We start from the raw sequence: 24,937 nt of genomic DNA on the forward strand, positions 1-24,937 counted from the left end.
CCACCAGGGTGCAGGCCCGGACTACGTTTCCCCCCAGAATGTCGTACGGTTTCATCCCGTAAACCATGGGCGAGTCACGACAAACAGATTCCGAGCATGGCAAACGTCGCCGGCTCGTAGATTCCAGCCAGGCTTGGGAGTATGCCTGGGCCGCCGGCCGGATCTGGGACCGTGACCAAGTCCTCATGGGGAGCGTGGTCCGGCTGACAACGCCGTGGAGGAAGGTCAGCACATGGTCCACGTGGTCGACTTCGACTTCCGCACCGGCGAGGTGAGCTGGAAGACCACCGTGTGCTTGGACCCGAGGTCAGGGCTGACCTGCTTCTTCGAGCCGAAATAGTCGCTTCGGCCGTAGGACGGTATCCGCCTGGAGCCGCTCTCGATCACCTGGCCGTCGACGAGCCACTGGTAGGAGAACGGGGGCTCCCATTTCAGACGCGTCCAGGCCGACGCCGAAGCTCACCGAGCCCGAGTAACAGGTGACGCCCGCGTCGTTGATCTTCGAAGCGCCGGCGACCCGTACGTAGGCGAGGCTGAACGAGGCGGCCTTGGTCTTGCTCGCGGTGGGCGACGGGCGCGTGGTGGCCGGCTTCTTCGTCGGCGACCGCGTGGGCGTGGGCCGGATGGTGGTGCGCTCCTGCGACGGCGAGGGGGTGGGGGTAGGGCGCGGGCGTGTGGTCTTGGGGGTGATCGGTGGGGTCCGCGTCGTCTTCTTGGGCGCGACGGTCTTCTTGTGCTTGGCCGTGGTGGTGGCGGACGGGGACGGCTCGCTGGAGCCGGCGGACGCGCTGCTGTTCCACCATGCCCATCACCTTAACGCAGCCCAGACTTGCGTTTGTGCGAAGTGGCGTTCTACAGTCCTTCCAACGCAGGCATCGACTGCTTTTAGCGGCCTGAGAAGAACGGTTGGAGAAACGACATGACCAGCGTGATCGACCAGATCGACCGGGCCATCACCATGACGACCGCCATCGTCAAGGGCCTCACCGAGGACCAGCTCGGGACCTCCACGCCTTGCCCGGAGTGGGACGTACGTGCGGAGCTCAACCATCTGGTCGGCGGCATGCGGATCTTCGCCGCCGAACTCACCGGAACCGACGCCGGAGCCGACCACGACTCCGACTGGCTCGGCACCGACCCACAGGGCGCCTATGCCACCGCGGCCGACCTCGACCGGGCGGCATGGCATCGCCCTGACGCCCTCGACACCACCGTGCGACTGGGGTTCGGTGCCGTCCCCGGCTCGATGGCCGCGCTGATCCACCTCACCGAGCTCCTCGTACACGGCACCGACCTGGCCATCGCCACCGACCAGGAAGCGCTCGCCGACGAGGCGGCGTGCGAAGAACTCCTCGCGATCATGCGCGGCATGGACTTCACGCCCTTCCGGCGCCCCGGCATGTTCGGCCCCGAGATCGAAGCGCCCGCCGACGCCCCCGCCCACCGGCGGCTCCTGGCCTTCCTCGGCCGCGACCTCCAAGTTGCGTCGGCTTCTAGGTTGTGATCAAGGACGTTGCAGCTTTACGGCGAGGAAGGACGGCGCTCGGTGGAGCTTGTCGTAGCGCGCTTCGTCGATCTCGCGAAGGCCGGCCGTGGGGCGCGGTTCGATCAGCTTTTCCAGCACGAAACCTGCGGCCAACAGCTCACCCAGGAACGTCTCCAACGGCATGCGCTGGTAGTGGATCGAGAACTTGCCGTCCGCGACGGCCAGGTCGCTCCAGTCGTGGCTGAAGTACGAGCCGCCGAAGTGATGCCAGTCGGCTGTGGGATGGGTGACCGATATCAGGAGCCATCCACCTGGCCGCAGGACGCGACGCAGTTCGTCCAGGAGCCGCGCACGGTTCCTGACGTGGTGGAACACGAGGGCGCAGACCACCCCGTCGAACGATGCGTCAGCAGCGAAATCGAGTGGCTCCTCCAGGTCATGGAGAAGTAGTTCTGCGTCGCCGTTCAGGCGTGCTCGTGCGTGGCGCAGCAGTGTGGCACTGCCCTCGACTCCGACCACCTGGGCGCCGCGGGCCGACAGCTCGGCCGCATAGTGGCCCGCTCCACAGCCGACATCCAGGATTCTGGCCCCGGAGACATCGCCCGCGAGCTTAAGCATCGCGGGCCTGTCGGTGTAGGCGTTGTGGGGGCTCGTCTCTGCATTCTTGGCGAAGAGGTCGCCGAGGGCGTCATCGTAAGTGGTCGCCTTGTCCATCGGGACATCATGGCGGCGGCCGCGAGTGCATCGCGACCGCTTTTGGTGTCACGACGATCTTCACACCCCGGATCTACCGTGAACGCTCCGGGGATGCGGGCGGCCTCTTTGGTGAATGCCACTTCGATGCACGCCGTTTACTAAATTTGGATGATTTCGAAAATCATGACTGAATTTTACTCTCCAAATGGGGTTATTCCAAAATGCGGGGTTAACCTGAAATTACCGAGGACTTTCCGAGCGTTGGCATTCAGGTCGGCGTCGCCCCCGGCGATCGACAATCGGCCCTATGAAGGGGCCCGGACAGGCCAACGATCATGGCATTTCTCACGCACCCCGCGCCACCGCTGAGCGCCGTCGGTGCAACCCCCGCCATCGACTCCGCGGTTCGGCTCTGGCTGGATCCCGTCCCCGACCGGCATGGCAGCAGGGACGGAGTGTGGTGGCCGTACTCTCGCGACGCCGCCGCCGAACTGCCCGGCCTCATTGCCGCGGTCGACCAGCGGCTGGACCAGATCACGCTACGCATCGGCCTGCATGCCGATCTCTGGGACAGCATCCCGTACCGTATCCCCGCCCGTGGCCGCGAGGTCGGGGTGGACTGCTTGCGCGGAGCCGATCCGCACCTGATCGTCCTGACCTTCGCGGGGGCCGAACCCGTCACGCTGATGGTCGTTCCGCCCGGCACCGGTTCCGGCCAGGCGGCGCGCTCGCACGGTAGGTGCCTGCCTGCCGAGCCGGCCTCCGGCGCGCCGGAGGACGACGCCTTCGCCGGCTGGGAGAACGAGGGCGGACAAGTCATCGATCAGGACGTGTCCCGCCCGCACCGGATGGGTCAAGCCGAATCCCTTCACCCGTCGGAGCATCGCATGACCTGCACCGACACCTTCCCACTCGGCAGGGCCGACCTATCGGCGCCGACCACCGTCCGCCTGTCCGGCGAGATCGACATCTTCACCAGCCCGGCGCTGCGCTCGCGCCTGCTGAGCATCCTGAAGTCCAGCAGGAGCATGCTCATCCTCGACCTGTCCGCGGTGTCCTTCTGCGATGCCTCCGGTCTGGGCGTCATGGTCGGCATCCAGCAACGCGCCCGGTTGATGGGCATCACCCTGGCCCTGGCCGCGCCCCGCCCATCCATGTCCAAGCTGCTGCGCATCACCGGCCTGGACCGCAGCCTGCCACTGGTGTGAGGCGGAACTGCCCGGCCGGGTGTCATCGGGAGCCGGGGACCTCCAGGCGCAGTACTTCGGGGGCGTCAGTTGGAGTGGGCCCGCGCCCGATGAGGGTGGCGAGCAGCAGCATGAGGGCCGACTGGCCGAGCATGCCGGGGGCGAGCGGCGGTGCCGGCCCCACAGCCTTGGTCAGCGCGTACCACCAGCGTGTGAGGGTCGGCAGGGCATCCCACGTCGCCGCGTAGCGCTGGTCGAGCGGACCCGCATCGTAATTCGCCGCGATGTGCGCGTAGACGCCGAACGCCGATGCGACCAGGACGGCCAGCGCGATCAGCCGGACGGCGGCGACCAGCCGGGGCGAGTCCTTGACGAGCATGAGGAGCACCGCGATCCCGAGGAGCGCGAGGGCGCCCCAGGGAATCAGTTGCTCGATGCTCTTCCAGTGCTGCTCCGTGGCGAGCTCGAAGGCGGCGCCGAGGACGCCGATCGCCGTCAGCGCCAGCAGAGCACGCCGGACGAGTGTCCGGTTCACGGGACCAGCGCGGAGACGATCTTGTCGACGGTCTCCTGGCCGGGGTTGTATTTGGCGAGATTGTCCCGCAGCGAGGTGAGGTTCGGGTCGTCGGCGGCGTACGGGCGATACTCCGTCACCTCGCGGGCCCACCGCTCGGCGTTGTCGACGCCCGCGGCCTGGAGCGCCGCCGCGATCTCGCTCTCGCCGGCTGTGTTGGCCGACACCTTCCCGGTCTTGCTTGCGGCGCTGCTCGCGGGGGCTGTGGTCGATGCCGCGGAGGTGTCGCCGGAGCTCGATCCGCACGCCGCGAGCGAAGCACACGCGGCCAGCGCGACCAGGGCCACCTTGAATCTCGTTGATTTCACTCTGAACCGTCCCTCGACGTTCTTGCTTGCTGCGATCCTGACCGAGCTGTCTTTTGGAAACCTGGGTAGAACATGAACGGCGGCTGAGAAGGGGCACCGGGTACATCGTCCCCATGAAACCGTGGGGCAAAAGAAGCGACATGATCGTGCACAGCCGGGAGCCGTACAACGCGGAGCCACCTCGGCAGGCCTTGGCCGGTAATCCGATCACTTCGTTCGAGAGTTTCTACAGCCGCAACCACGGCCCCATTCCTGAGCTCGACGCGGACACCTGGCGGCTGGAGGTCGGCGGGCTGGTTGAGCGGCCGTTGAAGCTGTCCCTGCGCGAACTGCACGACAGGTTCGAGCAATGTGACGTCACGGCGACGCTGCAATGCGCGGGTAACCGGCGCGCCGGGCTGATGGAGGTTCGCAACATCCCTGGGGAGAATCCATGGGGCCCGTGCGCGACCGCCACCGCGGTGTGGAGCGGTGTACGGCTGGCCGACGTTCTCGCCGAGGCCGGGCTACTGTCCGAAGCCGCGCATATAGCCTTCGCCGCCGCGGACGTGTCCCAAGCCGCCGAACCGCCCCAGCCCTTCGGCGGTTCGATTCCGGTGGCCAAGGCCCTGTCAGGCGAGGTCCTGCTCGCTTGGGGCATGAACGGCCGGCCCCTGCCACGAGTCCACGGTGCTCCGTTGCGCGCCGTCGTGCCCGGCTGGATCGGCGCCCGGAGCGTCAAATGGCTCCAGCAGATCACCGCTCTGAGCGAGCCGTCCGCCAACTATTTCCAGGCCGTGGACTATCAGATCCTCCCCGCCGAGGCCGACCCTCATCGGGCCCGCCCGGGCGACGGCATCTCTCTGGGACCGGTCGCTCTGAACTGCGACATCCTGCGACCAGACGGCGCCACTCCCCTGCCCCCCGGCCCGGTGGAGGTCACCGGCTACGCCTTCGCCGGCGACGACCGCACCGTTGCCCGGCTCGACGTCTCCGTTGACGACGGCCGCACCTGGATCCAGGCCGAACTCGACGAGCCCCGGAGCCCGTGGGCGTGGCAGCACTGGCGCACCACCATCGAGCTGTCCCCCGGCGAGACGGTGGTGACCGCCCGCGCCTGGGACTCCACCGGCGCCCTGCAACCGGAATCTCCCGCGGCGCTGTGGAATCCCAAGGGCTATGACAACAACTCGTGGGCCCGGCTTCGCCTCATGTGCCGCCCTTGACCAGGGCGTCGCCGAGCGCTCGGGCGCGGGACCGCACGGGCGGGCCCTCCACGGGATCGGTCAACAGCCCCGTCGCTTGACGACGGCCTTGCGCTCGATGAAGCACTGGGGGCCGTTGGCGTAGTTGGATCCGCTGTAGACGTTGTTGCTCTTCGGGGAGGCGTTCGCGACCGAGAAGTTGCCGCTGTTCACCTGGCGGCCCCTGCTCCAGTAGTTGCCGCTTTTCCGCGCGTTGCCGCTGCCCTTGGGGAATCGCGGCCAGAAAGCGGGGACCTCGGCCGGCACGGCGGGTTCGGCCGGCGGCATCGACATCGCGGCCGTAGCCACCATCAGCCCGAGACCCGCCACGACCGCTCCGGCCCTCCGCGGCAAAGCCCTCATGCCCCGTCACCAATCCGGAGAAATGGACTGGTCCCCGTTGGCGAAGTTGCCGCCACTGCCGGTGTTGCCGCTGCCTGTCGAGCCATTGGTGTTCGCGAAGTTACCACTGTTGATGGGATCTCCCTCGCTATGGTAATTACCGCTGTTCGTGGAGTTTCCGGAATTCACGGGGCCATTGACACACGTCGTCGGCGAATCGGTCGACGGCGAGTTGTAGTTGAACAGGCGATTTCCGCAGAAAACACTGGGGAGTGTCCCGAGCACGGTGCCGAGGTCGGCGCCGAACAGGCGGGACAGCAGGGAATTCTCCGGCGGCAGCGGCGCGGAGGCTGACGCGGCGGTCGCGCCCAGCAGCGCGCTGCCCCCGACCACGACTGCCACAACAATCCGTACGAATGCCCGCAACGTGTCCTCCGCCATTCTCATGAGCATGACCCACTCGACGATAGCAACGGCCCTCGGAAATGAGTTCAGCTCTGCCCGATGGCCGATCAAAGAAAGCAAAAAGGCGGCGGCCGTCAGTGAGTCAATGTGAGGGCCAATGCGGCGGCCGCGAGCGCCAGGAAGAGCCCCGGGATGGCGATCTTGACGTAGGCGTGCGCCCAGACGTGGACGATGACGGCGCCGGCGAAGTACAGCACGAGGCCGGTGGCCGCCATGAGCCCGATGGCGGGCACGCCGAGGAGCCCCAGCAGCAGACCCGCCGCGCCGGCGGCCTTGAGCGCGCCCAGCGTGGGGAGCCACGACTGGGGGATGTCGAGCTCTGCGGAGTTGGCCAGGACGAACTTGGCGCGGGCGAAGTCGGCGACGACGGCCAGCCATGCGCAACCCCGCGAAGCTCAGCGCCTGGGCATATCGGTGAAAAGGGCGAGCGCCGCCTCCTGGCGTACGGTGGAGGCGGCGCTCGCTAACTACCATCCCGGGTAGTTGTCTCAGCGGCCCTTGGACGGGATGCGCCTGGGTGGCGCGACCGGGCGTTGCGGCATCCTGGGCATTTGCCGTGGCGCGGGCAACTCGGGCCGATTCTTCTTCTTGCCGGAACGAACTCGCATAAGGAAGCTCCTCTACGTAACTCGCGACGCGGCTCGTGGAGGCCGCTCGACATGCACAGCTGCCGCGTCTGGGTGGACTGATGCGGTATCGCTGCTGAGTGCGAATTACAGGTAAAGGCGCATGTCCGTAACAGTACGAGCCATCCGAAACCCGGCGCAACTGAATTAACGGCTCACCAGGCTCCTCCGCCGCCGTCACTGGAGCTGCTGCCGGAGCTACCCGAGCCACCGGAGTCGGAGCTGCCGGAGCTGCCGGAGTCACTGGAGCCGCTGAAACCGCTGCTCGAGCTCCCGCTGCTCCAAGTATGAGAATGGTGCGTGTGCCGGTAATGGTTACGCGGGCGTGACGTCCCGTAAGTCCACCCTCCAGCCGCCCCGGCCCTGCGTATCAGGGACCCCACGAAGAAGATCAGGCCCACCACGACCACGAGGCCTATGAAGAAGCCGCCGAACCCCGTGGACGAGGAGCCGGTGTCGGAGAAGGTCTCAGGCGGCACGTGATCCTCCTCCACGGAGTCCAGCACGCACTGGGAGGTCGTGGCCGCCTCGGGCACGCTCTTCTCGAGCTTTGCCAGCCTGGCCGCGCCGGTCCCCTTCTTGGGGGTCACGTCGGTCAGCTGGGCGGTGGGAAAGGCCAGGTCGAGCGAGACGGGATGCCCGGCGGCCACGTCCCGGGCGGTGCCGGTGACGGTCCGCTTGTCCTTGGAGAGGGCGGGTTTGAAGCCGCTGTCCGAGCGCCCGTACGCCCGGTACTGCTGGTGCCCGCCCTTGGCGGCTCGCGGCAGCCGTACCGAGACCCGCAGCTCGCCCAGCTCGCGCTTCCAGCCGCTGCCCCAGAGCGGGAGGTGCAGGAAGGTGTGCTTCTCGTACGCCGTGACCGCGCCCTTGAGGGTGTACGCCAGCCGGAACGTGTGCGTGGTCCCGGGTTCGGCGGAGAAGTACCAGACCACCCGATGCGGCCCGTCCGTGCAGTCGCCCTCCGCGAACGTCTCCTCCGGGCGCGCCACGTTCAGCTCCGGCGTCCCCTCGGCACGGTAGAGGGCCTTCCCTTCGCCGACCGTGACGTTCTCCACCTCGGTCCCGCCCAGGCGCGGAATGTCGACGTAGGCCCCGTGACCGGCCTCCGAGAACCGGAACGTGTGGTCCTCGACCACCTTCACCGTGCCGTCGCCGTTCACGGTGGTGGTGACGACCGTCTTGGGCAGCGTGTAGGACGGTGCAGCGGCCGCGGCCGTCGCGGGCGCGAGCACGAGGCCAAGGCCCAGCGCGATCAGCATTCGGCGCATGTCCACCCCGTGGCATAGACGTATTCCCTCCAGTTTGGAGTGGAATGCTTACACCTCGCTGGACATTCGCCTGATTCGGCATCGTCACTCGCGTGCGCCGAGCGCGTCGGCCGGTCGGGGACGCAGCAGGAACCTGGCCGGGATCGCCGTGGCCGTCAGCGCCAGCCCCGCCACGGCGACGACCACCGCGAGGTAGGTGACCGGCGGCGCGTACGGCAGCGCCGACCCCGTCATCCCCTTGCTGAAGGCCACCAGTGTCACCAGCGAGATCGCCGTGCCGGCGACCACGGCGAGGACGGTCGCCGTCAGCGTCTCCGTTCGCAACATCCGCGCCACCTGCCGCCGCGTGGTGCCCACGACACGCAGCAGGGCGAGCTCGCGGGACCTGGCCAGCGTGGACATGGCCAGCGTGTTCACCACGGCGATCGCGCAAAAGGCGATGATCAGGCCCATCGCGACGTAGGTCACCGCCGCGTTGGGCGTGCCCGCCTCCGCCGCCTGGGCCTGGTCGAGCACGGTCACGCCGGGCAGCCTGCCAAGAGCCTCGCGGTCTCCTCCGGCGACCAGGACGGTGCCCCGGGGGTCGTCGACGTGGCCCGCGACGAGGCGGTAGGAGAGGGTCAGGTCGCCGAAGCCGAGGCCCCGGGCGTAGATCGCGGCGATCCGCACCGTGGCGGGGGTGCCGTCGCCGAGCACCAGCCGAACCTGGTCGCCGAGACCGGCGTCCAGACGTTCGGCGGCCGTCCGGCTGATCGCCGCCGACATGTCGCCGAACCCGTCCAGCGAGCCCGCCACCACGCCCAGATCCATCGTCCGGCCCAGCCCGTCGGGCGTGACGGCCTGGACCGCGTACTTCTCGAGGTCGATCCGGACCGAAGTGCGCAGCACCTCGGTGGCGGTACGCACGCCGGGCACCTTGCGTGCCGCGTCCGCGGACGCGCCCGGGCCGAGCACGTAGTCGGCTCTGACGCCCGCGTTCAGCTCGCTCCGGGCGGCGTGCCCCATGGTGGTCTGCACGAACAGGATCGTGCACGTCATCGCCGTCATCAGGGTCAACGGGGTGATCACCGAGGCCAGCCGCCCGGTGCCGGCGCGCAGACTCTTCCGTGCCAGGTATCCCACGACGCCGGGCGCCCGCAATGGCAGCGCCGTCGCCGCCCGCGCGATCGACGGCCCGAGCAGGGCGACCGCCGTCGTCCACACCAGCGCGGTGAGCATGGTGACGGGGCTGGAGGCCGCCTCGGTGGACAGGGAGGACAACACGATCGTCAGCGCCACGCCACCGGCGAGGGCGATCAGCCCGGCGATCAACCGGACCGGTGGCAGGCCGCCCGCCGACAGCGCCGTCTCGCCCAGCGCCTCCACCGGCCTGATCCTCGCGGTACGGCGGGCGGAGACACGCGCCGCCACCCACGCGGCCACGAGAGTGGTCACCGCCGCGACGATCGCGGGGAACGGGCTGACGACCAGCCGCAGGTTGGCGGGCATGGCGCCCAGCGCGACGAACCTGGTCCGCAGCCAGAGCCCCAGCAGGATCCCGGCGCCGGCGCCGAGCGGCCCGGCGACCAGGCCGATGAGCAGGGCCTCGCCGCCGATGAGCTTCCTGGCCTGCCGTGGCGTGGCGCCGACCGCGCGCAGCATGGCGATCTCACGCCGGCGCTGCTGCATGGACAGGGCGAACGTGCCCACCACGACGAGGATCGCCACCAGCAGCGAGGTGCCGCCGAGCGCGCCGCCCAGGCTGATGAGCATGACGCGGGAGTTCTCCGCATCCGGGAACTCGACCGCGCCGCGCTCGTCACCGGTGTAGACGACCGCGCCCTGGACGGTGACGTCGACCCTCGGCCAGACACCGATCGCCGTCACGAGACCATCTCTCCCGGCCAGGCGGCGGGCCTCGCCGGTGGTGAAGAAGATCGTGTCCTGGCTGGGCAGCGCCTGCTCGGTCACCCCGACCACGCGGTAGCCGGGGATCTGCCGATCCGCGTGACGGGCGTCGACGACCACCTCGTCCGCAGCCCTCGGGGCGCGTCCCTCGGCGAGCTTGAAGGGGGTGAGTGCGGCGGACTCCCAGCCGTGTGCGGTGAACCCGGCGTAGGGGAAGCTCACCTCGGTGACCACCTTCGTGACGCCGGGAGTGCGCGCGATCCGCTCCGCGATGGAGGAGGGGATCCACCTGCGCTCGGACAGGAGCTTGGCCTTCTGTTTCCCGCTCTCCTTGGCCTGCCTGACGTACTGGTCGCCGGCCACGATCATCGGGGCGCCCGCGTACCTCTCGGGCATCACCCCGCCGCGCAGGCCCGTCTCCAGCAGCATCCCGCACGCCGTCACCAGCGCGGCGGCACAAAGCAGGGCCACGAACGCGCCGGCGAATCCGGCCTTGCGGTGCCTGAGCGTCTTCAACGCGAAAGAGATCATCGCTTCCACGCTCCGAGCCTGGTCATGCGCTCGGCCACCTTCTCGGCGGTCGGAGCCGTCATCGTGTCCACGATCTGGCCGTCCGCCAGGAACAACACGGTGCCGGCGTACGCGGCGGCCATCGGGTCGTGGGTGACCATCACCACGGTCTGGCCGAGCGCGTAGACCGCCTCCTTCAGCAGGGTCAGCACGTCGCGGGCGGTCATGGTGTCCAGCGCGCCGGTCGGCTCGTCACCGAACACCACCTCCGGCCTGGTCACCAGCGCCCTGGCGATCGCCACGCGCTGCTGCTGGCCGCCGGAGAGCTGGGCCGGGCGGTGATCTGTACGCCCGCCGAGGCCCACCCTGTGCACGACCTCGTCCAGCCAGGCCCGGTCGACCCGGGCGCCGGCCAGTTCGAGCGGCAGCGTGATGTTCTCCGTCACGGTCAGCGCGGAGACCAGGTTGAAGGCCTGGAACACGAAGCCGATGCGGTGCCGCCTGAGCAGGGTCAGCGCGTTCTCGTCCATGCCCGCCAGGTCGGTGCCGCCCAGCCGTACCGATCCCGAGCTGGGAACGTCGAGACCGGCCGCACAATGCAGGAACGTGCTCTTGCCCGAGCCCGAGGGGCCCATGACAGCGGTGAAGGTCCCCCGGGGGATGCCGACCGACACCTCACGCAGGGCCGCCACCGCGCCCTGCCCCCTGCCGTACACCTTGCTCACCGCATCCAACCGCACTGCGTCTGTCATGGGCTCTAGCCTGCTGATCTGCGCTTTCACCCACCAGAGAGCCGCTCACCACTCCGCCATGACATCATCATGATCCGGACATAATGGTCAGGTGATTCGTATGATCCTGGCGGAGGACCAGCACGTGATCAGGGAAGCCCTCGTGACCCTGCTCACCCTCGAGCCCGACATCGAGGTCGTCGAGGCGGTCGAGTCGGGGGACGCGGCGGTCTCGGCCGCCCTCGTCCACCGGCCGGACGTGGCCGTCCTGGACATCGACATGCCCGGCACGATCGACGGCCTCGCCGCCGCCGGCGAGCTGCGCTCGAGACTGCCCGGCTGCCGCACGCTCATGCTCACCGGCCACGGCAAGCCGGGCCACCTCCGCCGCGCGCTCGACTCCCAGGTGGACGGGTTCATGCTGAAGACCGCCTCACCGGACGAGCTGACGGCCGCGATCAGGAAGGTGGCCAGGGGAGAACGCGTGCTCGACCCCTCGCTCGCCATCACCGCGTGGAACCTGGCCGACAACCCGCTCACCCCGCGCGAGGCCGACGTCCTGCGGCTGGTCGCGGCGGGCGCCGAGGCCACGGAGATCGCCGACCGGCTCTTCCTGAGCGCCGGGACCGTCCGCAACTACATCACCGCGATCGTCACCAAGCTGAACGCCCGCAACCGCACCGACGCCGTACGCATCGCCGCAGAAGCGGGCTGGATCTAGGCCGGGACCCAGGCCTGCGTCGGAACCGTGGCGGCCAGCTCGAACCAGTCGTGCTCGCGGCTGACGTCCAGCCGCCCGTCGAGCGCCGCCAGCCGGGTGGTGAGGTTGCCGATCCCGGCCGAGCCGCGGCGTCCCAGCGTGGCCCGCACCCCGTCGTTGCGCACGACCAGCCGCACGGTGCCGTCCCGTGCGGACGTCGTGATCGTGCACCGGCCGGCCGAACTGTGCCGCAGGACGTTGGTGACAGCCTCCCTGAGCACGATGCCGAGCGTGGTGTCCACCTCGCTGCCGAGCCTGCCATGGCCGAGGTCGAGCACGACCTCGATGCCCGCGGCCGCCAGCAGCGATCGCGCCGACTCGGCCTCCGCGGCCAGTGACAGCTCCCCGCGCTCGCCCGACACCGTTCGCAGGTCTTCCATCGCCCGCTCGGTCATCGTCAGCACGTCGTCGAGCTCCTTGCGTGCCCGCTCGGCGTCGAGCCTGCGGGCGAGCTCGCACTTGAGCAGGATGGCCGCCAAGGTGTGGCCGAGGAGGTCGTGCAGATCGCGGGCGGCACGCAGGCGTTCCTCGACGACGGCCGCGCGGGCCAGGCCGTCCCTCGACTCGCGCAGCTCTCTGGCGAGCTGGGCCAGCCTGAGGAGCCCGTACACGACCACGCCGGTGACCAGCGTGCTGATCGCGTAGTTCACGGTCAGCGGGACCGGCATGCCGAGCAGCACGCCGGCGGCCGCGACGACCGAGACGACGCCCGCGACCAGCGGCAGCGCGACAGGCCACGAGAAGGCCAGCAGGATCGGCCCTGCCAGGAACCCCGCCACTCCCAGCCACGCCTGCCCGAACAGCGGGATCGGGGCGAACGTCAGCACCGCCATGATCGACAGTGCCACCGGATGCCGCCCCTCGACCGATCGGAGCTGCATGAAGACGATGACGGCCAGCAGGGCCGCCGGCCACAGCGAGCCGACCATCAGGAGCGCCTTCACCGAGAACCCCACCAGCACGGCCGCCAGCAACGCCATCGACAGCGCGCTGTCGCGAGCGGGCTGGGCGGGCGGGCGCGTGGTGGGCAGCGTGGCCTCCACGGTCATCGAGGCGTCCCCGGCGAGCTCGACCATGAGCGTGCCGCCCGCCGCCTCGACCTGGGCCGGCAGGTCGCCCAGGTTCTCGTCGCCGGCCGTGCGCGCGCCGTCGTTGGAGACGCGCAGCCGTACCGTGTCGCCTTCGGTGAGGGTCTCGATGAGGCAGGTGGTGGCGGTGCGCCGCCGGACGATCTCTGTCACGGTCTCCCTGAGCACCGCCGCCAGGAGCGCGCCCGCCGGGCCGAGCGGCTCGCCGTGCCCCACGCGCACGTTCACGGTGACGCCCGCGGCGGTCAGCATCGCCTTGGCTGTGGTGATCTCGGGGGCCAAGGACATGGCCCGGTAACCGGCCGCGGCGGCCCTGGCCTCGGCCAGGGATCGGCGCGCCGTCTCAACGTCGGGCGTCCCCGTACGCGCGCCGTCGGCGATCGTGGCCAGCGCCCCGCCCAGGCCCGCGCTCAGCTCGGCGGCGATGCGCAGCCGTTCCTCGGCCGCCGCGGTCACCGCCAGCGACAGCCTGGCCGCGTTCACCTCCTCGATCCGGTCGATCATCCTGGTCAGGCCGTAGACGACCAGTGAGATCAGGACCATGCTGATCACGGGGTCGGCGGGGCCGAGCAGGGCGGCGCTGGCCACCACCGCCACGGCCAGCGGCCACAGCGGGGTCAGCAGCAACGCCCCGCCGACGAAGCCGAGGATGCCGACGGAGGAGCCGTACACCAGCACCGAGGCGTATGCCAGGGCGGCCTGGAGTGCGACCAGCCACCACGAACGGCGCCCGGCGAAGACGACCTGCACCCCGAACACGGCCAGCGCGAGCGGCGACCCGGCCACCAGGTAGATGCTCGCGAAGCCCGCGAACGCCACGACCACGATCAGCTTCGCCTGCCTGCGCACCCGTGCAGCCTAGGAGACCCGCCTCCGCGATCCGGACGCGGGCTCGGCTCACCGCTCGGCAAGTGCCCCGGCCGGACGGGCGGGCAGTCCTCCCAGTCCGGTGCGCCGGGCCCGCCGGATCGCGGAGACGCCCACGATCACGGCCGCACCGGCCGACACCAGAGCGACGAGACCGGCTGCGGCCCCCAGCGTCAGCGCGTCGGGGTGGACGAGGGCCTGTCCACGCCGTGCCTGCCACAACACCAACGCGGTGAGCCCGGCGTAGCCGAACGCGGCGTTGATCACCAGTGCCGTGCGGGTGGCGCTGCCCGCGAGGACGTCAAGACGGCGGGAGAGCAGGCGCAGGCCGACCGCGACCAGCGGGAGCACCTGCAAGGCGTGCAGGCCGACGAAGTGCGCCACCCGCAGATCGCCTGCGCCCGTCTCCCAGCCGGTGACCGGCATGCCGGGCCCGCCGTCGGGAGCACCGACGCTGTGCGCGCCGAGCGTGGCCAGGCGCAGCCCGCGGGCCAGCTCCTGTGCCTGGTCAGGAGTGGGAGCGGTCATCAGGTAGCCGATGGACATGCCGGCGAGCGAGATGACAAGCCCGAGCGGAATGGCCCACGCCATCGCCCGGTCCACCCTGCGCTGTGCCACCACGAGGACCCCCACCGTGAGGGTCAGCAGCCAGCCGAGATAGGCCGCCCCGCCCATGATCTTGAATACCGTATCGTCCAGCCCGGTGGAGAGGTTGAAGTTGCTGGGAACGCCGCGTGCCGCCTGGAAGGTGATGGCCGCGATCTCAGGGGCGACGAACCCGCCCACGGTCACGGTGCCCAGCCACCACAACGTCCGCCGCCACCGCGCGGCCTGGCCGATCATCCAGGCCAGCGTGATCGCGTAGAGGGCGAAGGAGACCGAGAACTTGAACGGCTTGAGCCATACCCCCTGGCCGAGCAGCGTTCGCTCGTCGAAGACGAACCCCATCACGCTGACGGCGGCCAGCACCGCCATTGCCGCCGCACAATAGCTCAGCGGACCATGCCACGTCCGAAGTTCACGTGGCCGAGGCAGGACACCCATGACGACTCCTTCACATCGACTGAGTGCAACCCTGCTGGCCTGCGAACTCGCCCACCAGGGACACGATCATGAGCCCGGCATGACCTCATCATGAACTGGGCATCCCGGACACCATTGACCGCAGCGGCCACCTGTCATACGTTCGCGACCGAAATATTCGACATCTTCCCGAAATATTTCGGGAAGTCGGTCTATGGGTAGGGCGCTGAAATGGGCCATCGTCGCGGTTCTGGGACTCGCCATGGGAGCGTCGGGGGTGGCTGACGGGTCCTCCGAGCCCAGCGGGCACTGGGTCACCACGTGGACGGCGATGCCGCAGCTCACCGAGCCCGGCAACATGCCGCCCCCGCCGTACACGAAGGAGAATCTGGTCCTGGCCGACAGCACGGTGCGGCAGACCGTGCGGGTGTCGGTCGGCGGGCAGCGGATGCGGCTGCGCTTCTCCAACGCGTTCGGCGGCGCGCCGCTGCCCGTCACCCGCGTCACCGTGGCGCTGCCGAGCGGCGGCAAGTCCGGGGTGAGCGCGATCCAGCCGGAGACCCTGCAGCCGGTGACGTTCTACGGGCGCCCCTCGGCGGTCGTGCCCGTCGGCGCGCAGATCGTGTCCGACCCGCTCGACCTCGCGCTGCCCCCTGGCACCGTCCTGAGCGTGACCCTCTACCTCGCCGACGGCCAGGCGTCCGCCAACGTCACCTCGCACCCCGGCTCCCGCACCACCTCCTACCTCGCCGGCGGCAACCAGGCCGAGGCCGCCGACCTGGCCGGCGCCACCCCCGTCGACCACTGGTACTTCCTCAGCGGCATCGAGGTCTGGTCCAAGCCCGCCACCGCGACGCTCGCCCTGCTCGGCGACTCGCTGACCGACGGCCGGGGCTCCACCACCAACCAGAACAATCGCTGGCCGGACCAGCTCTTCGACCGGCTGCAGACCGATCGCCGCACCGCGAGCGTCGCCATCGCCAACCAGGCAGCAGGCGGCAACCGCGTGCTGAACGACGGCCTCGGCCCCAACGCCCTGGCCCGGCTCGACCGCGACGTGCTCGCGCAGAGCGGCGTCTCCTGGATGATCGTCTTCGAGGGCGTCAACGACATCGGCACGGCGGGTGACACCCAGGACGCCCAGAAGAAGATCGCCGACGAGCTGATCGCCGCCTACGACCAGATCATCGTGCGCGCGCACGCGCAGGACATCAAGGTGTACGGTGCCACGCTCACTCCCTTCGGCGGCAGCTTCTACGACGACGCCCAGGGATACCGCGAGGCGGCCAGGCAGACGGTCAACGAGTGGATCCGCACGAGCGGCAGGTTCGACGCGATGATCGACTTCGACCGGGCCACCCGCGACCCCGCCGACCCGGGCCGCCTGATCGCGGCCTTCGACGTGGGAGACCATCTCCACCTGAGCCCTGCCGGCTACAAGGCCCTGGCGGACGCGGTCCCCGCCCGGCTGCTCCGCCGATAGGGCGTCAGTTATATCCATTTGCGCATGGCTTGAGGAAGATAGAGATCCGCGTACGTACCTCCAAACGGCAGATTCCGGTTTCGGGAGGTACGCAATGCACCGCAGAGTCGTCCTGCTCTCCGCCGTCGTGCTCACCGTGGCGGGCGCCCTGGTCCCCACGGGCAGCGCGCGGGCCAGCACCACGAACGGCCTCGACCCCAGGCCGGCCGGGTGGTCCGCCGCGGACTCCTGGTCGGAGGCCAGGACAGTCCTGCGGTACTGGACGCCGCAGCGCATGCTGGCGGCGCAGCCGCTGGACACGCCCGCGGCGCGACGCACCCGCTCGGGCGGGCCGACCGCGGGCACCCCTTGGGCCACCCGCGGCGCCTCGGACACCACCACCCGGCGCACCCCCTGGACCACCCGCGGCGTCGCCTCAGGCGTCACCGCTCAGGCCACCCCCTGGTCCGTCCGCGGCACCGCGGCCGTCGACGCCCAGGCGGTGGCCGCGGTGCCCAACAGCCGGGGCCTGCGCTGGACGGACGGCGGCGCCGTCGTGCGCACCACCGGACGTGTCTTCTTCACCACCGCGGACGGCAACAACGCGTCCTGCTCCGGCTCGGCCGTGACCAGCGCCAACGAGAGCGTCGTGATGACCGCGGGGCACTGTGTGAAGCTGAACGGCGCCTCGCACCGCAACTGGGTGTTCGTCCCCGGATTCGACAACGGCCGGCGCCCGTTCGGCACGTGGGTCGCCACCACGCTGCTGACCACCCAGCAGTGGAACGCCCGCGAGGACATCAACTTCGACGTCGCCGCCGCCGTGGTCGCACCGCTGCAGGGGCGGACGCTGACCGACGTCGTGGGCGGGCAGGGCGTGGCGTTCAACCAGGCCAGGGGGCGGCAGATGTTCTCCTTCGGCTACCCGGCGGCGGCGCCGTTCGACGGTTCCCGGTTGATCTACTGCAGCGGGCGCACCTTCAACGACACCGTCATGACCGCGGACCAGGGGCTGCGCTGCAACATGACCGGCGGGTCGAGTGGCGGCCCGTGGTTCCAGGGGTTCAACGAGTCCACCGGGCTCGGCATGCTGAACTCCGTCAACAGCTTCAAGTACGACTTCGCCCCCGATTTCATGTTCGGCCCGTTCTTCGGCAACGAGGCGATGGCCGTCTACCAGGCGGCTCAGAGCGCCAACACGCTCTGAGCCAGTCCTCCAGGTCGGGTAAAGCTTGGCGCAAGGCTTTCAAGGCGATTGCCTTAATAAGGCGGTCGCCTTATATTCGGAATTGTCGGGCTTCCGAGCTGGAGGACAATGATGACTGCTGACGCGATCCCGGAGTTCCCGTTCGACCGTCCCACGGCCCTGGAGCCGCCGCCGCAGCTGGCTGAGCTGCGGGAGAAATGCCCGGTGTCGCACGTACGGCTACCGAGCGGCGACGTTGCCACGCTGGTGACCAGGTACGACGACTCCCGCGCGGTGCTGGCGGACCCGCGCTTCAGCCGCAACCTCGCCAGGGAGGGCGCCGCCCGGCTGGCCACCACCGAGGACGGCGGCCTGTTCAACCGGCGCAAGGACGGCACCACGGACATCAGCGAGGGGCAGGGCCACATGCGCTGGCGGCGCCTGCTCAGCCGCTGGTTCACCGCACGGAAGATGGAGGTGTGGCGGCCCAGGGTCCAGGCGATGACCGACGACCTGCTGGACTCCATGCTGGCCAAGGCCTCCCCCGGCAACCTGTCGGCCGGGCTGGCCCTGCCGCTCCCCGTGCGGGTCATCTGCGCACTGGTCGGCGCGCCGGCCGAGGACCAGGACAAGTTCGCGCACTGGTCCCGCACTATGCTCACGCTCACGCGCAATACCCAGGAAGAGGTCGACCAGGCCTACCAGGAGTTCAACGCGTACGTGTCGGACCTGGTCGACCACAACCGGGAGAACCCCGGCGACGACCTGCTCAGCGAGCTGACCCAGATCACCGACACCGAGGACGGCCGGCTCAGCCAGGCCGAGTTGATCGCCACCGTCAGGGGGCTGCTGCTGGCCGGCCACGAGACGACCTCGAACATGATCGCGATCATGGTGGCCATGCTGCTCTCCGACCGGCAGCGCTTCGAGGCCGTGATCGACGACCCCGACCTGATCCCGGGCACCGTCGAGGAGGTCCTGCGCCTGGACAGCACACTGTCAGCCGTCGGCGGGGTGCCCAGGTACCTCACCGAGGACGTCACGTTCAGCGACGTCATGGTGTCCGCCGGCAGCACGGTGATCCCCAGCATCCCCGCCGCCAACCGCGACCCGGGCAAGTTCGCCGACCCGGATCAGTTCGACCCGCGGCGGCAGAACAGCAATCAGCACCTCACCTTCGGCGCGGGCCCGCACTACTGTCTCGGGCAGCCGCTGGCCAGGGTCGAGCTCCAGGTCGTGCTGGGCACCCTGGCGCGTAGACTGCCTGGCCTGCAACTGCGGGACTCCCCCGAGGACCTGCGGATGCGTATCGGTGCGATGACCGGAGGGCTCCAGGACGTATGGGTCACCTGGTGACCTGCGCGCACTCACGATAAGAGGCGATAATCATCGGGGGACGGTGAAGAAAGAAGAGATCAAGGATCAGTCATGCAAGTCAGTACGGCGGTCGCCACGCCGTCTCCCCGATCGATGCGCGCCAGAGACAAGCTGATGCACACCGCCGAGCGGCTCTACGCCGAACACGGCTTCGCGAACGTCTCGATCAGGATGATCAGCGAGGCGGCGGGCCAGCGCAACAAGTCCGCCGTCCAGTACCACTTCAGCACCCGCGACGAGCTGATCCAGGAGATCCTGGCCCGCCACGCGGCCGCCATCGACGAGCACCGGATCCCGATGGTGGCCGCGTTGGAGGCGTCGGGCGAGGTGTCGCTCCGGGAGTGGATCACCTGCGTCATCACGCCGAACATCCAGCATCACATCGAGCTGGGCACGCCGTCCTGGTACGGGCGGTTCCTCGCCCAGGCCGTCGTCGAGCCCTCCTTGCGTGAGTACGCCGTCCAGGCGAATCTGCGGACGCCCTCGTTCCGCCGCCTGGAGAAGCTGCGGCCCCCGCGCGGGCAGGACCGCGACCCCGACCTGACCGCCCAGTACGGGGCCATGATCCGCCTGCTCATCGTGCACATGTGCGCCGAACTGGAAGGCGACCTGGCCGGCGGGCGGGTCGCCCCGGCCGACGCCGAGCAGTCGTGGCGCCGGCTGGGCGAGCACCTGATCACGGCGATCTGCGGGCTCAGCTCCGCCCTGCTGGAGACCTCACACCCGTGACATCGCCGACGTGGCCCGCCGCCTAGCGGCGACGGGGCCGGACCATGAGGATGACCATGGCTCCGGCTCCGACCGCGAACAGGGCCCCCAGGGTGACCAGCCACGGGATGCCGGTGTACCCGGCGGTCTTGTAGGCCACCGGCCGGGGCTGGGGCTGGACCGCCGCAGCGGCGGCGGCTGCGCTGCGGAAGATCACGTCCGAGCAGGAGTAATAGGTGTCCGGGGTGTCGGAGTTCTGCCAGATCGTGTAGATCAGGTGGCGACCGGTCCTGCCGGAGGGCAGGCGGCCCTTGATGACGTACGAGCCGTCCGTCAGCTTCGGGTCGGTGGCCTGGAGGAACGGCTTGCGCTCCAGGTCCGACCACTTCAGCGGCTTGGCCGGATCGTAGCCGTCCTTCGTGACGTACAGCCGGAAGGTCCCGCGGTGCGGGATGGTGCCGCGGTACCTGAAGGTGAAGCGGGCTCCCGCCTTCAGCGTCGTGGCCGGCCAGTCGGCGCGGGCGAGGTCGAGCCCCTTGAACTCGGGGATGCCGCCGCTGCACAGCTTGCCGTCCGGGATCACTTCGCGGTCCCTGCCCGCCACGTTCGCCACCCGCAGGTTGTCCCAGTCGGCGGGCATGGCCTTGCCGCTCGCCGCCACGGCCGCGCGGCAGGCGGCCGGCCGGGTCTTGAGCGGGCTGTCGGCGCCGCAGGCAGCCGCCCGGCTGAGCGGCCTCTGCAGCGCGCCGTGCGCACCCGCCGGCGCGGCGACCAGCGCCAGCGACAGCAGCAGCCCGATGCCCACACTCGTGATCTGGCGCCGCACGTGGCCGACCTCCCCATCTCGTCCTACAGCGAGGTACGGCCTGGCGCCCGCGCGGGTTCAGCAGGCGGCCCTCGTTTATCACTGAGCCCGAATGACATCACCGAGCACGCCTGATACAAAGACAAAAGCCCGCAAGATGCGACATATCAACATATGAGGTGAAGCTCTTCGTGACGGATGACTCACCCCTGGACCCCGCGCTCCTTTCCAGGATCGACACCAGCAAGCCGCATCAGGCCAGGGTCTGGAACCATTGGCTGGGCGGCAAGGACAACTACCCCGTCGACCGGCAGCTCGCCGAGAAACTCCGTGACATCTATCCGGGCATGGAAGACATCGCCCGCCATTCCCGCGTCTTCCTGGGTCGAGCCGTCAGATATCTCGCCGGAAAGGCAGGCATCCGGCAGTTCCTGGATGTCGGCACGGGCCTGCCGACCGTTGACCACACCCATGAGGTGGCCCAGCGGGTGGACCCGGCGAGCCGCGTCGTCTACGTCGACAACGACCCGCTGGTGCTGGTGCACGCGCGCGCCCTGCTCACCAGCGACCCGCGAGGGGCCTGCGACTACATCGAGGCCGACGTGCGTGAGCCGGACACCATCCTGGAGTTCGCTTCCAAGACGCTGGACTTCCGCGAGCCGACCGCGCTCATGCTCCTGGGCGTGATGGGCACCGTCTTCGACGACGACCAGGCGTACGCGCTGGTGCGGAACCTGATGGGCGCGCTGCCCTCGGGCAGCTACCTGGTGTTCGAGGACGGCACGAACACCGTCAAGCCCGACGCGGCAGCGGAGGCCGAGCGCCTCCGCGACAAGGGCGAGGTGTACGACTACCGGCTGCGGACCCCCGCGGAGATCGCCCGCTTCTTCGACGGGCTGGAGCTCGTGGATCCCGGCATCGTGTCCGTCTCCCGCTGGCAGCTGGAGTCAGATGCGTTCGGGCTGCCCCCGGAGGTCGACGCGTTCTGCGGCGTGGCCCGCAAACCGTGACGGTCAGAGCGTGTCGATGATCTGACGCAGGATGGCCGGGGTGTCGGGCGCGGGCGACGCATGCACCCCGAGCTCGTCCATCAGCGTCTGGTACGGCAGCACCTCGGACTCCTTGGCGAGGTATTGCGCGCCGGCCAGCTGCTCGAGGTAGACCACGTCGCGCAGCCCGGCCTGGGCGAAGCGCAGGACGGTGACGGGCCCGACGCCGCCGACGGTCCAGCCGGAGGTGAACGGGACCACCTGCACGGTGATGTTGGGCTGTGCGGCCATCCGGCCGAGGTGCTCGAGCTGGGCACGCATGATCTCCGGGCTGCCGACGCGGTGGCGCAGCGCCGCCTCGTCCAACACCACCCAGAGCTTGCGTGACATGGGCGGGGCGATGATCCGCTGGCGGCGCATCCGCACCTCGACGCGGCGCTCGATCCGCTCGGCCGAGTCGCCCTTGTTGCCCAGGCTGAAGATCGCGCGGGCGTAGTCCTCGGTCTGGAGCAGGCCGGGCACGAACTGGACCTCGTAGGTGCGGATCAGCGCGGCGTCCTGCTCGAGCCCGAGGTAGTCCTCGAACCAGTCGGGGACCACGTCGCGGTAGTCGTGCCACCAGGTGGGCTCGTTGGCCTGCTTGGCCAGGGCGAGCACGGCCTCCCGCTCGGCTTCGTCGGCCACGCCGTACAGGGCGAGCAGGTCAGCGACGTCGCGCATCTTGAAGCTCGTGCGCCCGCCCTCCATGCGGCTGATCTTGGAGTGGGAACCTCGGATGGCATATGCGGCGTCCTCGCGAGAGATCCCGCCGGCCTCCCTGAAACTCCGCAGCTGCGCGCCGACCAGGATGCGCAGCGCGGTCGGCCCGGATCGGACGGTATCCCTATCGGGCGTTTCGGCCAGGTCACCCCTATCGTGAGCAGTCGACATACATGCTCCTCAATCGGCAACTCGCCACAGTCCAGCCCGCTCCATCTTGCCACGTCGGGCGCGGCAGACCGGATATTTCCAGGTGGCGGAACATGCGCCGCCACGGCGTGACGGGTCCGGCCGACCCCGGTCTCGCCGCCGTTACCGGCTGGGATTCCTTGGGCGGGTGGCCGAGGCGGTGGGATCCGTCGCGGTGCGGTGGGGTGGGGCGCCGGGGGCTGCGAGGATCAGTGCGATCTCGTCGTGCAGCGCCTCGGCCGGCTTCGGACGGAGGTGCTGCTGGACGATGGTGCCGAGCAGCCAGGACACCAGGGCGTGGGTGGCCCGGTCGGGGTCTTCCGGTGCGAGCTCGGCCACGAGGTCGCGCAGGAGGGCGTGGACCTGGCCCAGCATACGGTCGGCCACGTCGAGGGAGTCGCGGCGGCCCGCGTTGATCCAGTACTCGAACCAGAGGAACGCGGCGTGCGGCTTGTCGGCGAACGTGGCGAGGTAGACGTCCACCACGCGCAGGAGCCGCCCGTACGGATCGTCCGTCTCCCCCGCCACCCGCCGCAGGTCGTCTAGCATCGTGTCGACGTGTGCAAACACGGCACGGTCCACGATCTCGTTGATGTCGTTGAAGTAGTAGTGGATGGCGCTCTTCGTGAGAGGGCTGGCGTCGGCGACGGCGCGTGCCGTGCAGGCCGCCACGCCCTCCCGGGCGAGCACGTCCTTGGCCGCCTCGATGATCTGCTCCTGCTTGGCCCGCCGGTTGCCGTCGGTGTGCTTCGCCCTGCTCGCTGAGGATGCCGCCACGGCGGCCAGCGTACCTCACGCCTTGACGGGTTAGGACACGTGTCCTAAGTTCAGGACGCATGTCCCAATTTACCGAGAGGGAGGGAAGCATGAGCCACCCGTTCGTCTTCATGGATCTCCGGACCACCGACCGCGAGCGATCCCGCCGCTTCTACAGCGAGCTGCTTGGATGGACGGTCACCGACGTGCCCGCCGGGCCCGAGACCGTGCCGATGTTCACCGCCGGCGGCGCTCCGTGGGGTGGACTCACGCAACTCGCCGAGAACGACGGCCGCCGCCCGCAGTGGATTCCCTACGCGCCCGTAGCGGACCTCGACCGGGCGGTGGAGCGGGCCGTCGAGCTGGGCGCGACCGTGGTCCGGGCCCGGGTGGACCTTCCCCAAGGGTCGGTCGCGGTGATCGACGATCCCACGAACGCGACTCTCGCGCTGTGGGAAGCCAGGCGATGACGCCCCGATATTCGTGTGCCCTGCCGCCCGGCGCCGACGTCGTCGAGAAGGCCCGGCTGGCCGAGCGGCTGGGCTACCACCGCGTCTGGGTGTTCGAGTCACCGGCCGTCTATGGCGACACCTGGATCGCGCTGGCCCGCGTCGCGGAGGCGACCGAGCGCATCGGCCTGGCCACGGGAGTCGCGATCCCGGGGCTGCGGCACCCGATGGTGACGGCTTCGGCCGTGGCCTCGGTCGAGGAGCTGGCGCCCGGACGGCTGGTCGTCGCCTTCGGGACGGGCTACACCGGCCGCAGCACACTGGGACAGAAGCCCGTCACCTGGGCGGAGCTGGCGGTCTATGTCCGGCAGGTGAGGGCGCTGCTGCGTGGTGAGGTGGTCGAGATCGACGGCCGCCCGTGCCAGATGATGCACCTGCCCGGCTTCGCCCCAGACCGCCCGATCGGCGTGCCGGTGTGGGTCGCGGCCTCGGGGCCGAGAGGGTTCGGCGTGGCACAGGAGCTCGGCGTGCCCGGGGTGGTCGTGACCGCCGTCCCGGAGGACGGCAACCAGGGCTGGGCCGAGTTCGCGCTGCTGCGCTTCGGCACCGTTCTCGAACCCGGCGAGGATCACACCAGCCCGCGCGTGGCTGAGGCGGCCGGTCCCGGCTACGCCAGCACCGTCCACGCCGTGTGGGAGCACGGGAAGGAGGCCGTCGATTCCTTGCCGGGCGGCGCCCGGTGGCGGGCGGCTCTCGAGGCGGACCGCCAGGAAGGCCTGCGCCATCTCGTCGCCCACCGGGGCCATCTCTCGTCGCTGACCGACCGGGACCGCGGCCTGGTCGCCGCCGCAGGGCCGGCCTTCCTACGCGTCGGCTGGAGCGGCGACGCCGCCTCGATCGGCGAACGAATCGGCGAATCCGCCGCCACCGGCGTCACCGAGATCGTCTACGTGCCGGCCGGTCCCGATGTCGAGCGCGAACTACACGCCTTCGCGGCGGCGGCCGCCCGTTCCTGAGCGCGGGATCATGTCCGTGCCGGGCCCTTCGCCCAGCGGCCGGCAACGCACCGCAACCGCACCTTCGCCCCACGGCCGACGACGCACGGCGGCCGACCACGCGCCGCAGCCGCGCCTTCGACCGGCCGTGCTTCCAGCGGGCGTCTGGCTCGTCCCCGGGGCCCGCGAAGCGGAGCGTCGGAGGCCGCTCCGCTCGACTG

General features: G+C 69.8%; 27 protein-coding genes. 13 read left to right on the top strand and 14 right to left on the bottom strand.

Annotated elements, in window-relative coordinates; translation table 11 throughout:
* The first annotated feature begins 548 nt into the window (after positions 1-548).
* Entirely contained in the window at positions 549-923 is a 375-nt protein-coding gene (locus tag AB0J09_RS04390; RefSeq protein WP_360684923.1) for a hypothetical protein, read from the top strand.
* Positions 920-1,504, top strand: a complete 585-nt coding sequence (locus tag AB0J09_RS04395; protein WP_360684926.1) for a TIGR03086 family metal-binding protein — start codon at positions 920-922, stop codon at positions 1,502-1,504. Before AB0J09_RS04390 ends, AB0J09_RS04395 begins: the two co-directional genes overlap by 4 nt.
* Here the strand turns inward: AB0J09_RS04395 and AB0J09_RS04400 are convergent, their stop codons facing one another.
* The gene (locus tag AB0J09_RS04400; protein WP_360684929.1) at positions 1,505-2,200 is read right to left on the bottom strand and encodes a class I SAM-dependent methyltransferase; all 696 of its coding nucleotides are present in this window, start codon (positions 2,198-2,200) and stop codon (positions 1,505-1,507) included.
* Positions 2,201-2,517: 317 nt separating this feature from the next.
* On the opposite strand from AB0J09_RS04400, the gene AB0J09_RS04405 reads away from it, so the two are divergent.
* Positions 2,518-3,390 (top strand): STAS domain-containing protein, encoded by an 873-nt coding sequence (locus tag AB0J09_RS04405; RefSeq protein ID WP_360684932.1) that lies wholly within the window; start codon positions 2,518-2,520, stop codon positions 3,388-3,390.
* 22 nt (positions 3,391-3,412) lie between these two features.
* Here AB0J09_RS04405 and AB0J09_RS04410 read toward each other — a convergent pair whose 3' ends face one another.
* On the bottom strand, positions 3,413-3,904 hold the full coding sequence (locus tag AB0J09_RS04410) for a hypothetical protein (protein WP_360684935.1): 492 nt from the start codon (positions 3,902-3,904) through the stop codon (positions 3,413-3,415).
* Positions 3,901-4,110, bottom strand: coding sequence for a hypothetical protein (locus tag AB0J09_RS04415; protein WP_360684938.1), 210 nt, complete (start codon positions 4,108-4,110; stop codon positions 3,901-3,903). Before AB0J09_RS04415 ends, AB0J09_RS04410 begins: the two co-directional genes overlap by 4 nt.
* 10 nt (positions 4,111-4,120) lie before the next feature.
* On the opposite strand from AB0J09_RS04415, the gene AB0J09_RS04420 reads away from it, so the two are divergent.
* Both AB0J09_RS04420 and AB0J09_RS04425 read left to right on the top strand, forming a co-directional pair.
* On the top strand, positions 4,121-4,327 hold the full coding sequence (locus tag AB0J09_RS04420; protein WP_360684941.1) for a hypothetical protein: 207 nt from the start codon (positions 4,121-4,123) through the stop codon (positions 4,325-4,327).
* Between the two features lie 64 nt (positions 4,328-4,391).
* Entirely contained in the window at positions 4,392-5,456 is a 1,065-nt protein-coding gene (locus AB0J09_RS04425; protein WP_360684944.1) for a sulfite oxidase, read from the top strand.
* A 60-nt stretch (positions 5,457-5,516) separates the two neighbouring features.
* Here the strand turns inward: AB0J09_RS04425 and AB0J09_RS04430 are convergent, their stop codons facing one another.
* The 6 genes from AB0J09_RS04430 to AB0J09_RS04455 form a co-directional block, all read right to left on the bottom strand.
* Entirely contained in the window at positions 5,517-5,837 is a 321-nt protein-coding gene (locus AB0J09_RS04430) for a hypothetical protein (RefSeq protein ID WP_360684947.1), read from the bottom strand.
* Positions 5,838-5,843: 6 nt separating this feature from the next.
* A complete protein-coding gene (locus tag AB0J09_RS04435; RefSeq protein WP_360684949.1) occupies positions 5,844-6,257 on the bottom strand; it encodes a hypothetical protein in 414 nt (137 codons plus the stop codon).
* Positions 6,258-6,355: 98 nt separating this feature from the next.
* Positions 6,356-6,655: a DoxX family protein gene (locus tag AB0J09_RS04440; protein ID WP_360685076.1), complete on the bottom strand. Its 300-nt coding sequence runs from the start codon at positions 6,653-6,655 to the stop codon at positions 6,356-6,358.
* A gap of 407 nt (positions 6,656-7,062) precedes the next feature.
* Entirely contained in the window at positions 7,063-8,175 is a 1,113-nt protein-coding gene (locus AB0J09_RS04445) for a DUF2207 domain-containing protein (RefSeq protein WP_360684951.1), read from the bottom strand.
* 84 nt (positions 8,176-8,259) lie between these two features.
* A complete protein-coding gene (locus AB0J09_RS04450) occupies positions 8,260-10,593 on the bottom strand; it encodes an ABC transporter permease (RefSeq protein ID WP_360684954.1) in 2,334 nt (777 codons plus the stop codon).
* Positions 10,590-11,324: an ABC transporter ATP-binding protein gene (locus AB0J09_RS04455; protein WP_360684957.1), complete on the bottom strand. Its 735-nt coding sequence runs from the start codon at positions 11,322-11,324 to the stop codon at positions 10,590-10,592. Before AB0J09_RS04455 ends, AB0J09_RS04450 begins: the two co-directional genes overlap by 4 nt.
* A gap of 91 nt (positions 11,325-11,415) precedes the next feature.
* Between AB0J09_RS04455 and AB0J09_RS04460 the strand changes: the two genes are divergently transcribed.
* Complete coding sequence (locus AB0J09_RS04460; RefSeq protein ID WP_360684960.1) at positions 11,416-12,024, top strand: response regulator transcription factor; 609 nt, start codon at positions 11,416-11,418, stop codon at positions 12,022-12,024.
* On the opposite strand, the gene AB0J09_RS04465 is transcribed toward AB0J09_RS04460, so the two are convergent.
* Positions 12,021-14,000 (bottom strand): histidine kinase, encoded by a 1,980-nt coding sequence (locus tag AB0J09_RS04465; protein ID WP_360684963.1) that lies wholly within the window; start codon positions 13,998-14,000, stop codon positions 12,021-12,023. The two genes, AB0J09_RS04460 and AB0J09_RS04465, sit on opposite strands and share 4 nt — an antisense overlap.
* A 48-nt stretch (positions 14,001-14,048) precedes the next feature.
* A complete protein-coding gene (locus AB0J09_RS04470) occupies positions 14,049-15,062 on the bottom strand; it encodes a hypothetical protein (RefSeq protein ID WP_360684966.1) in 1,014 nt (337 codons plus the stop codon).
* Positions 15,063-15,255: 193 nt separating this feature from the next.
* Here AB0J09_RS04470 and AB0J09_RS04475 point away from each other — a divergent pair, with 193 nt between their 5' ends.
* The 4 genes from AB0J09_RS04475 (at position 15,256) to AB0J09_RS04490 (ending at position 19,795) form a co-directional block, all read left to right on the top strand.
* Complete coding sequence (locus AB0J09_RS04475; protein WP_360684969.1) at positions 15,256-16,524, top strand: SGNH/GDSL hydrolase family protein; 1,269 nt, start codon at positions 15,256-15,258, stop codon at positions 16,522-16,524.
* 94 nt (positions 16,525-16,618) lie between these two features.
* Complete coding sequence (locus tag AB0J09_RS04480; protein WP_360684972.1) at positions 16,619-17,710, top strand: peptidase; 1,092 nt, start codon at positions 16,619-16,621, stop codon at positions 17,708-17,710.
* 108 nt (positions 17,711-17,818) lie between these two features.
* A complete protein-coding gene (locus AB0J09_RS04485) occupies positions 17,819-19,045 on the top strand; it encodes a cytochrome P450 (protein WP_360684975.1) in 1,227 nt (408 codons plus the stop codon).
* A gap of 72 nt (positions 19,046-19,117) precedes the next feature.
* Positions 19,118-19,795 carry a helix-turn-helix domain-containing protein gene (locus tag AB0J09_RS04490; protein WP_360684978.1) on the top strand — a complete coding sequence of 226 codons (678 nt, stop codon included), beginning with the start codon at positions 19,118-19,120 and terminating at the stop codon, positions 19,793-19,795.
* Positions 19,796-19,817: 22 nt separating this feature from the next.
* Here the strand turns inward: AB0J09_RS04490 and AB0J09_RS04495 are convergent, their stop codons facing one another.
* Positions 19,818-20,600 carry a lytic polysaccharide monooxygenase gene (locus AB0J09_RS04495; RefSeq protein ID WP_360684981.1) on the bottom strand — a complete coding sequence of 261 codons (783 nt, stop codon included), beginning with the start codon at positions 20,598-20,600 and terminating at the stop codon, positions 19,818-19,820.
* A 170-nt stretch (positions 20,601-20,770) separates the two neighbouring features.
* Here AB0J09_RS04495 and AB0J09_RS04500 point away from each other — a divergent pair, with 170 nt between their 5' ends.
* Positions 20,771-21,589, top strand: a complete 819-nt coding sequence (locus tag AB0J09_RS04500; RefSeq protein WP_360684984.1) for an SAM-dependent methyltransferase — start codon at positions 20,771-20,773, stop codon at positions 21,587-21,589.
* Positions 21,590-21,592: 3 nt separating this feature from the next.
* On the opposite strand, the gene AB0J09_RS04505 is transcribed toward AB0J09_RS04500, so the two are convergent.
* Positions 21,593-22,498 (bottom strand): helix-turn-helix transcriptional regulator, encoded by a 906-nt coding sequence (locus tag AB0J09_RS04505; RefSeq protein ID WP_360684987.1) that lies wholly within the window; start codon positions 22,496-22,498, stop codon positions 21,593-21,595.
* Positions 22,499-22,639: 141 nt separating this feature from the next.
* Positions 22,640-23,293 carry a TetR family transcriptional regulator C-terminal domain-containing protein gene (locus AB0J09_RS04510; RefSeq protein ID WP_360684990.1) on the bottom strand — a complete coding sequence of 218 codons (654 nt, stop codon included), beginning with the start codon at positions 23,291-23,293 and terminating at the stop codon, positions 22,640-22,642.
* Positions 23,294-23,382: 89 nt separating this feature from the next.
* Here AB0J09_RS04510 and AB0J09_RS04515 point away from each other — a divergent pair, with 89 nt between their 5' ends.
* Together AB0J09_RS04515 and AB0J09_RS04520 are read left to right on the top strand one after the other, a co-directional pair.
* Complete coding sequence (locus AB0J09_RS04515; RefSeq protein ID WP_360684993.1) at positions 23,383-23,742, top strand: VOC family protein; 360 nt, start codon at positions 23,383-23,385, stop codon at positions 23,740-23,742.
* Complete coding sequence (locus AB0J09_RS04520) at positions 23,739-24,737, top strand: LLM class flavin-dependent oxidoreductase (protein ID WP_360684995.1); 999 nt, start codon at positions 23,739-23,741, stop codon at positions 24,735-24,737. The genes AB0J09_RS04515 and AB0J09_RS04520 overlap by 4 nt, the downstream gene beginning before the upstream one ends.
* The last annotated feature ends 200 nt before the right edge of the window (positions 24,738-24,937 follow it).

It is taken from the genome of Nonomuraea sp. NPDC049784 (assembly GCF_040659615.1).
Lineage (GTDB): Bacteria > Actinomycetota > Actinomycetes > Streptosporangiales > Streptosporangiaceae > Nonomuraea.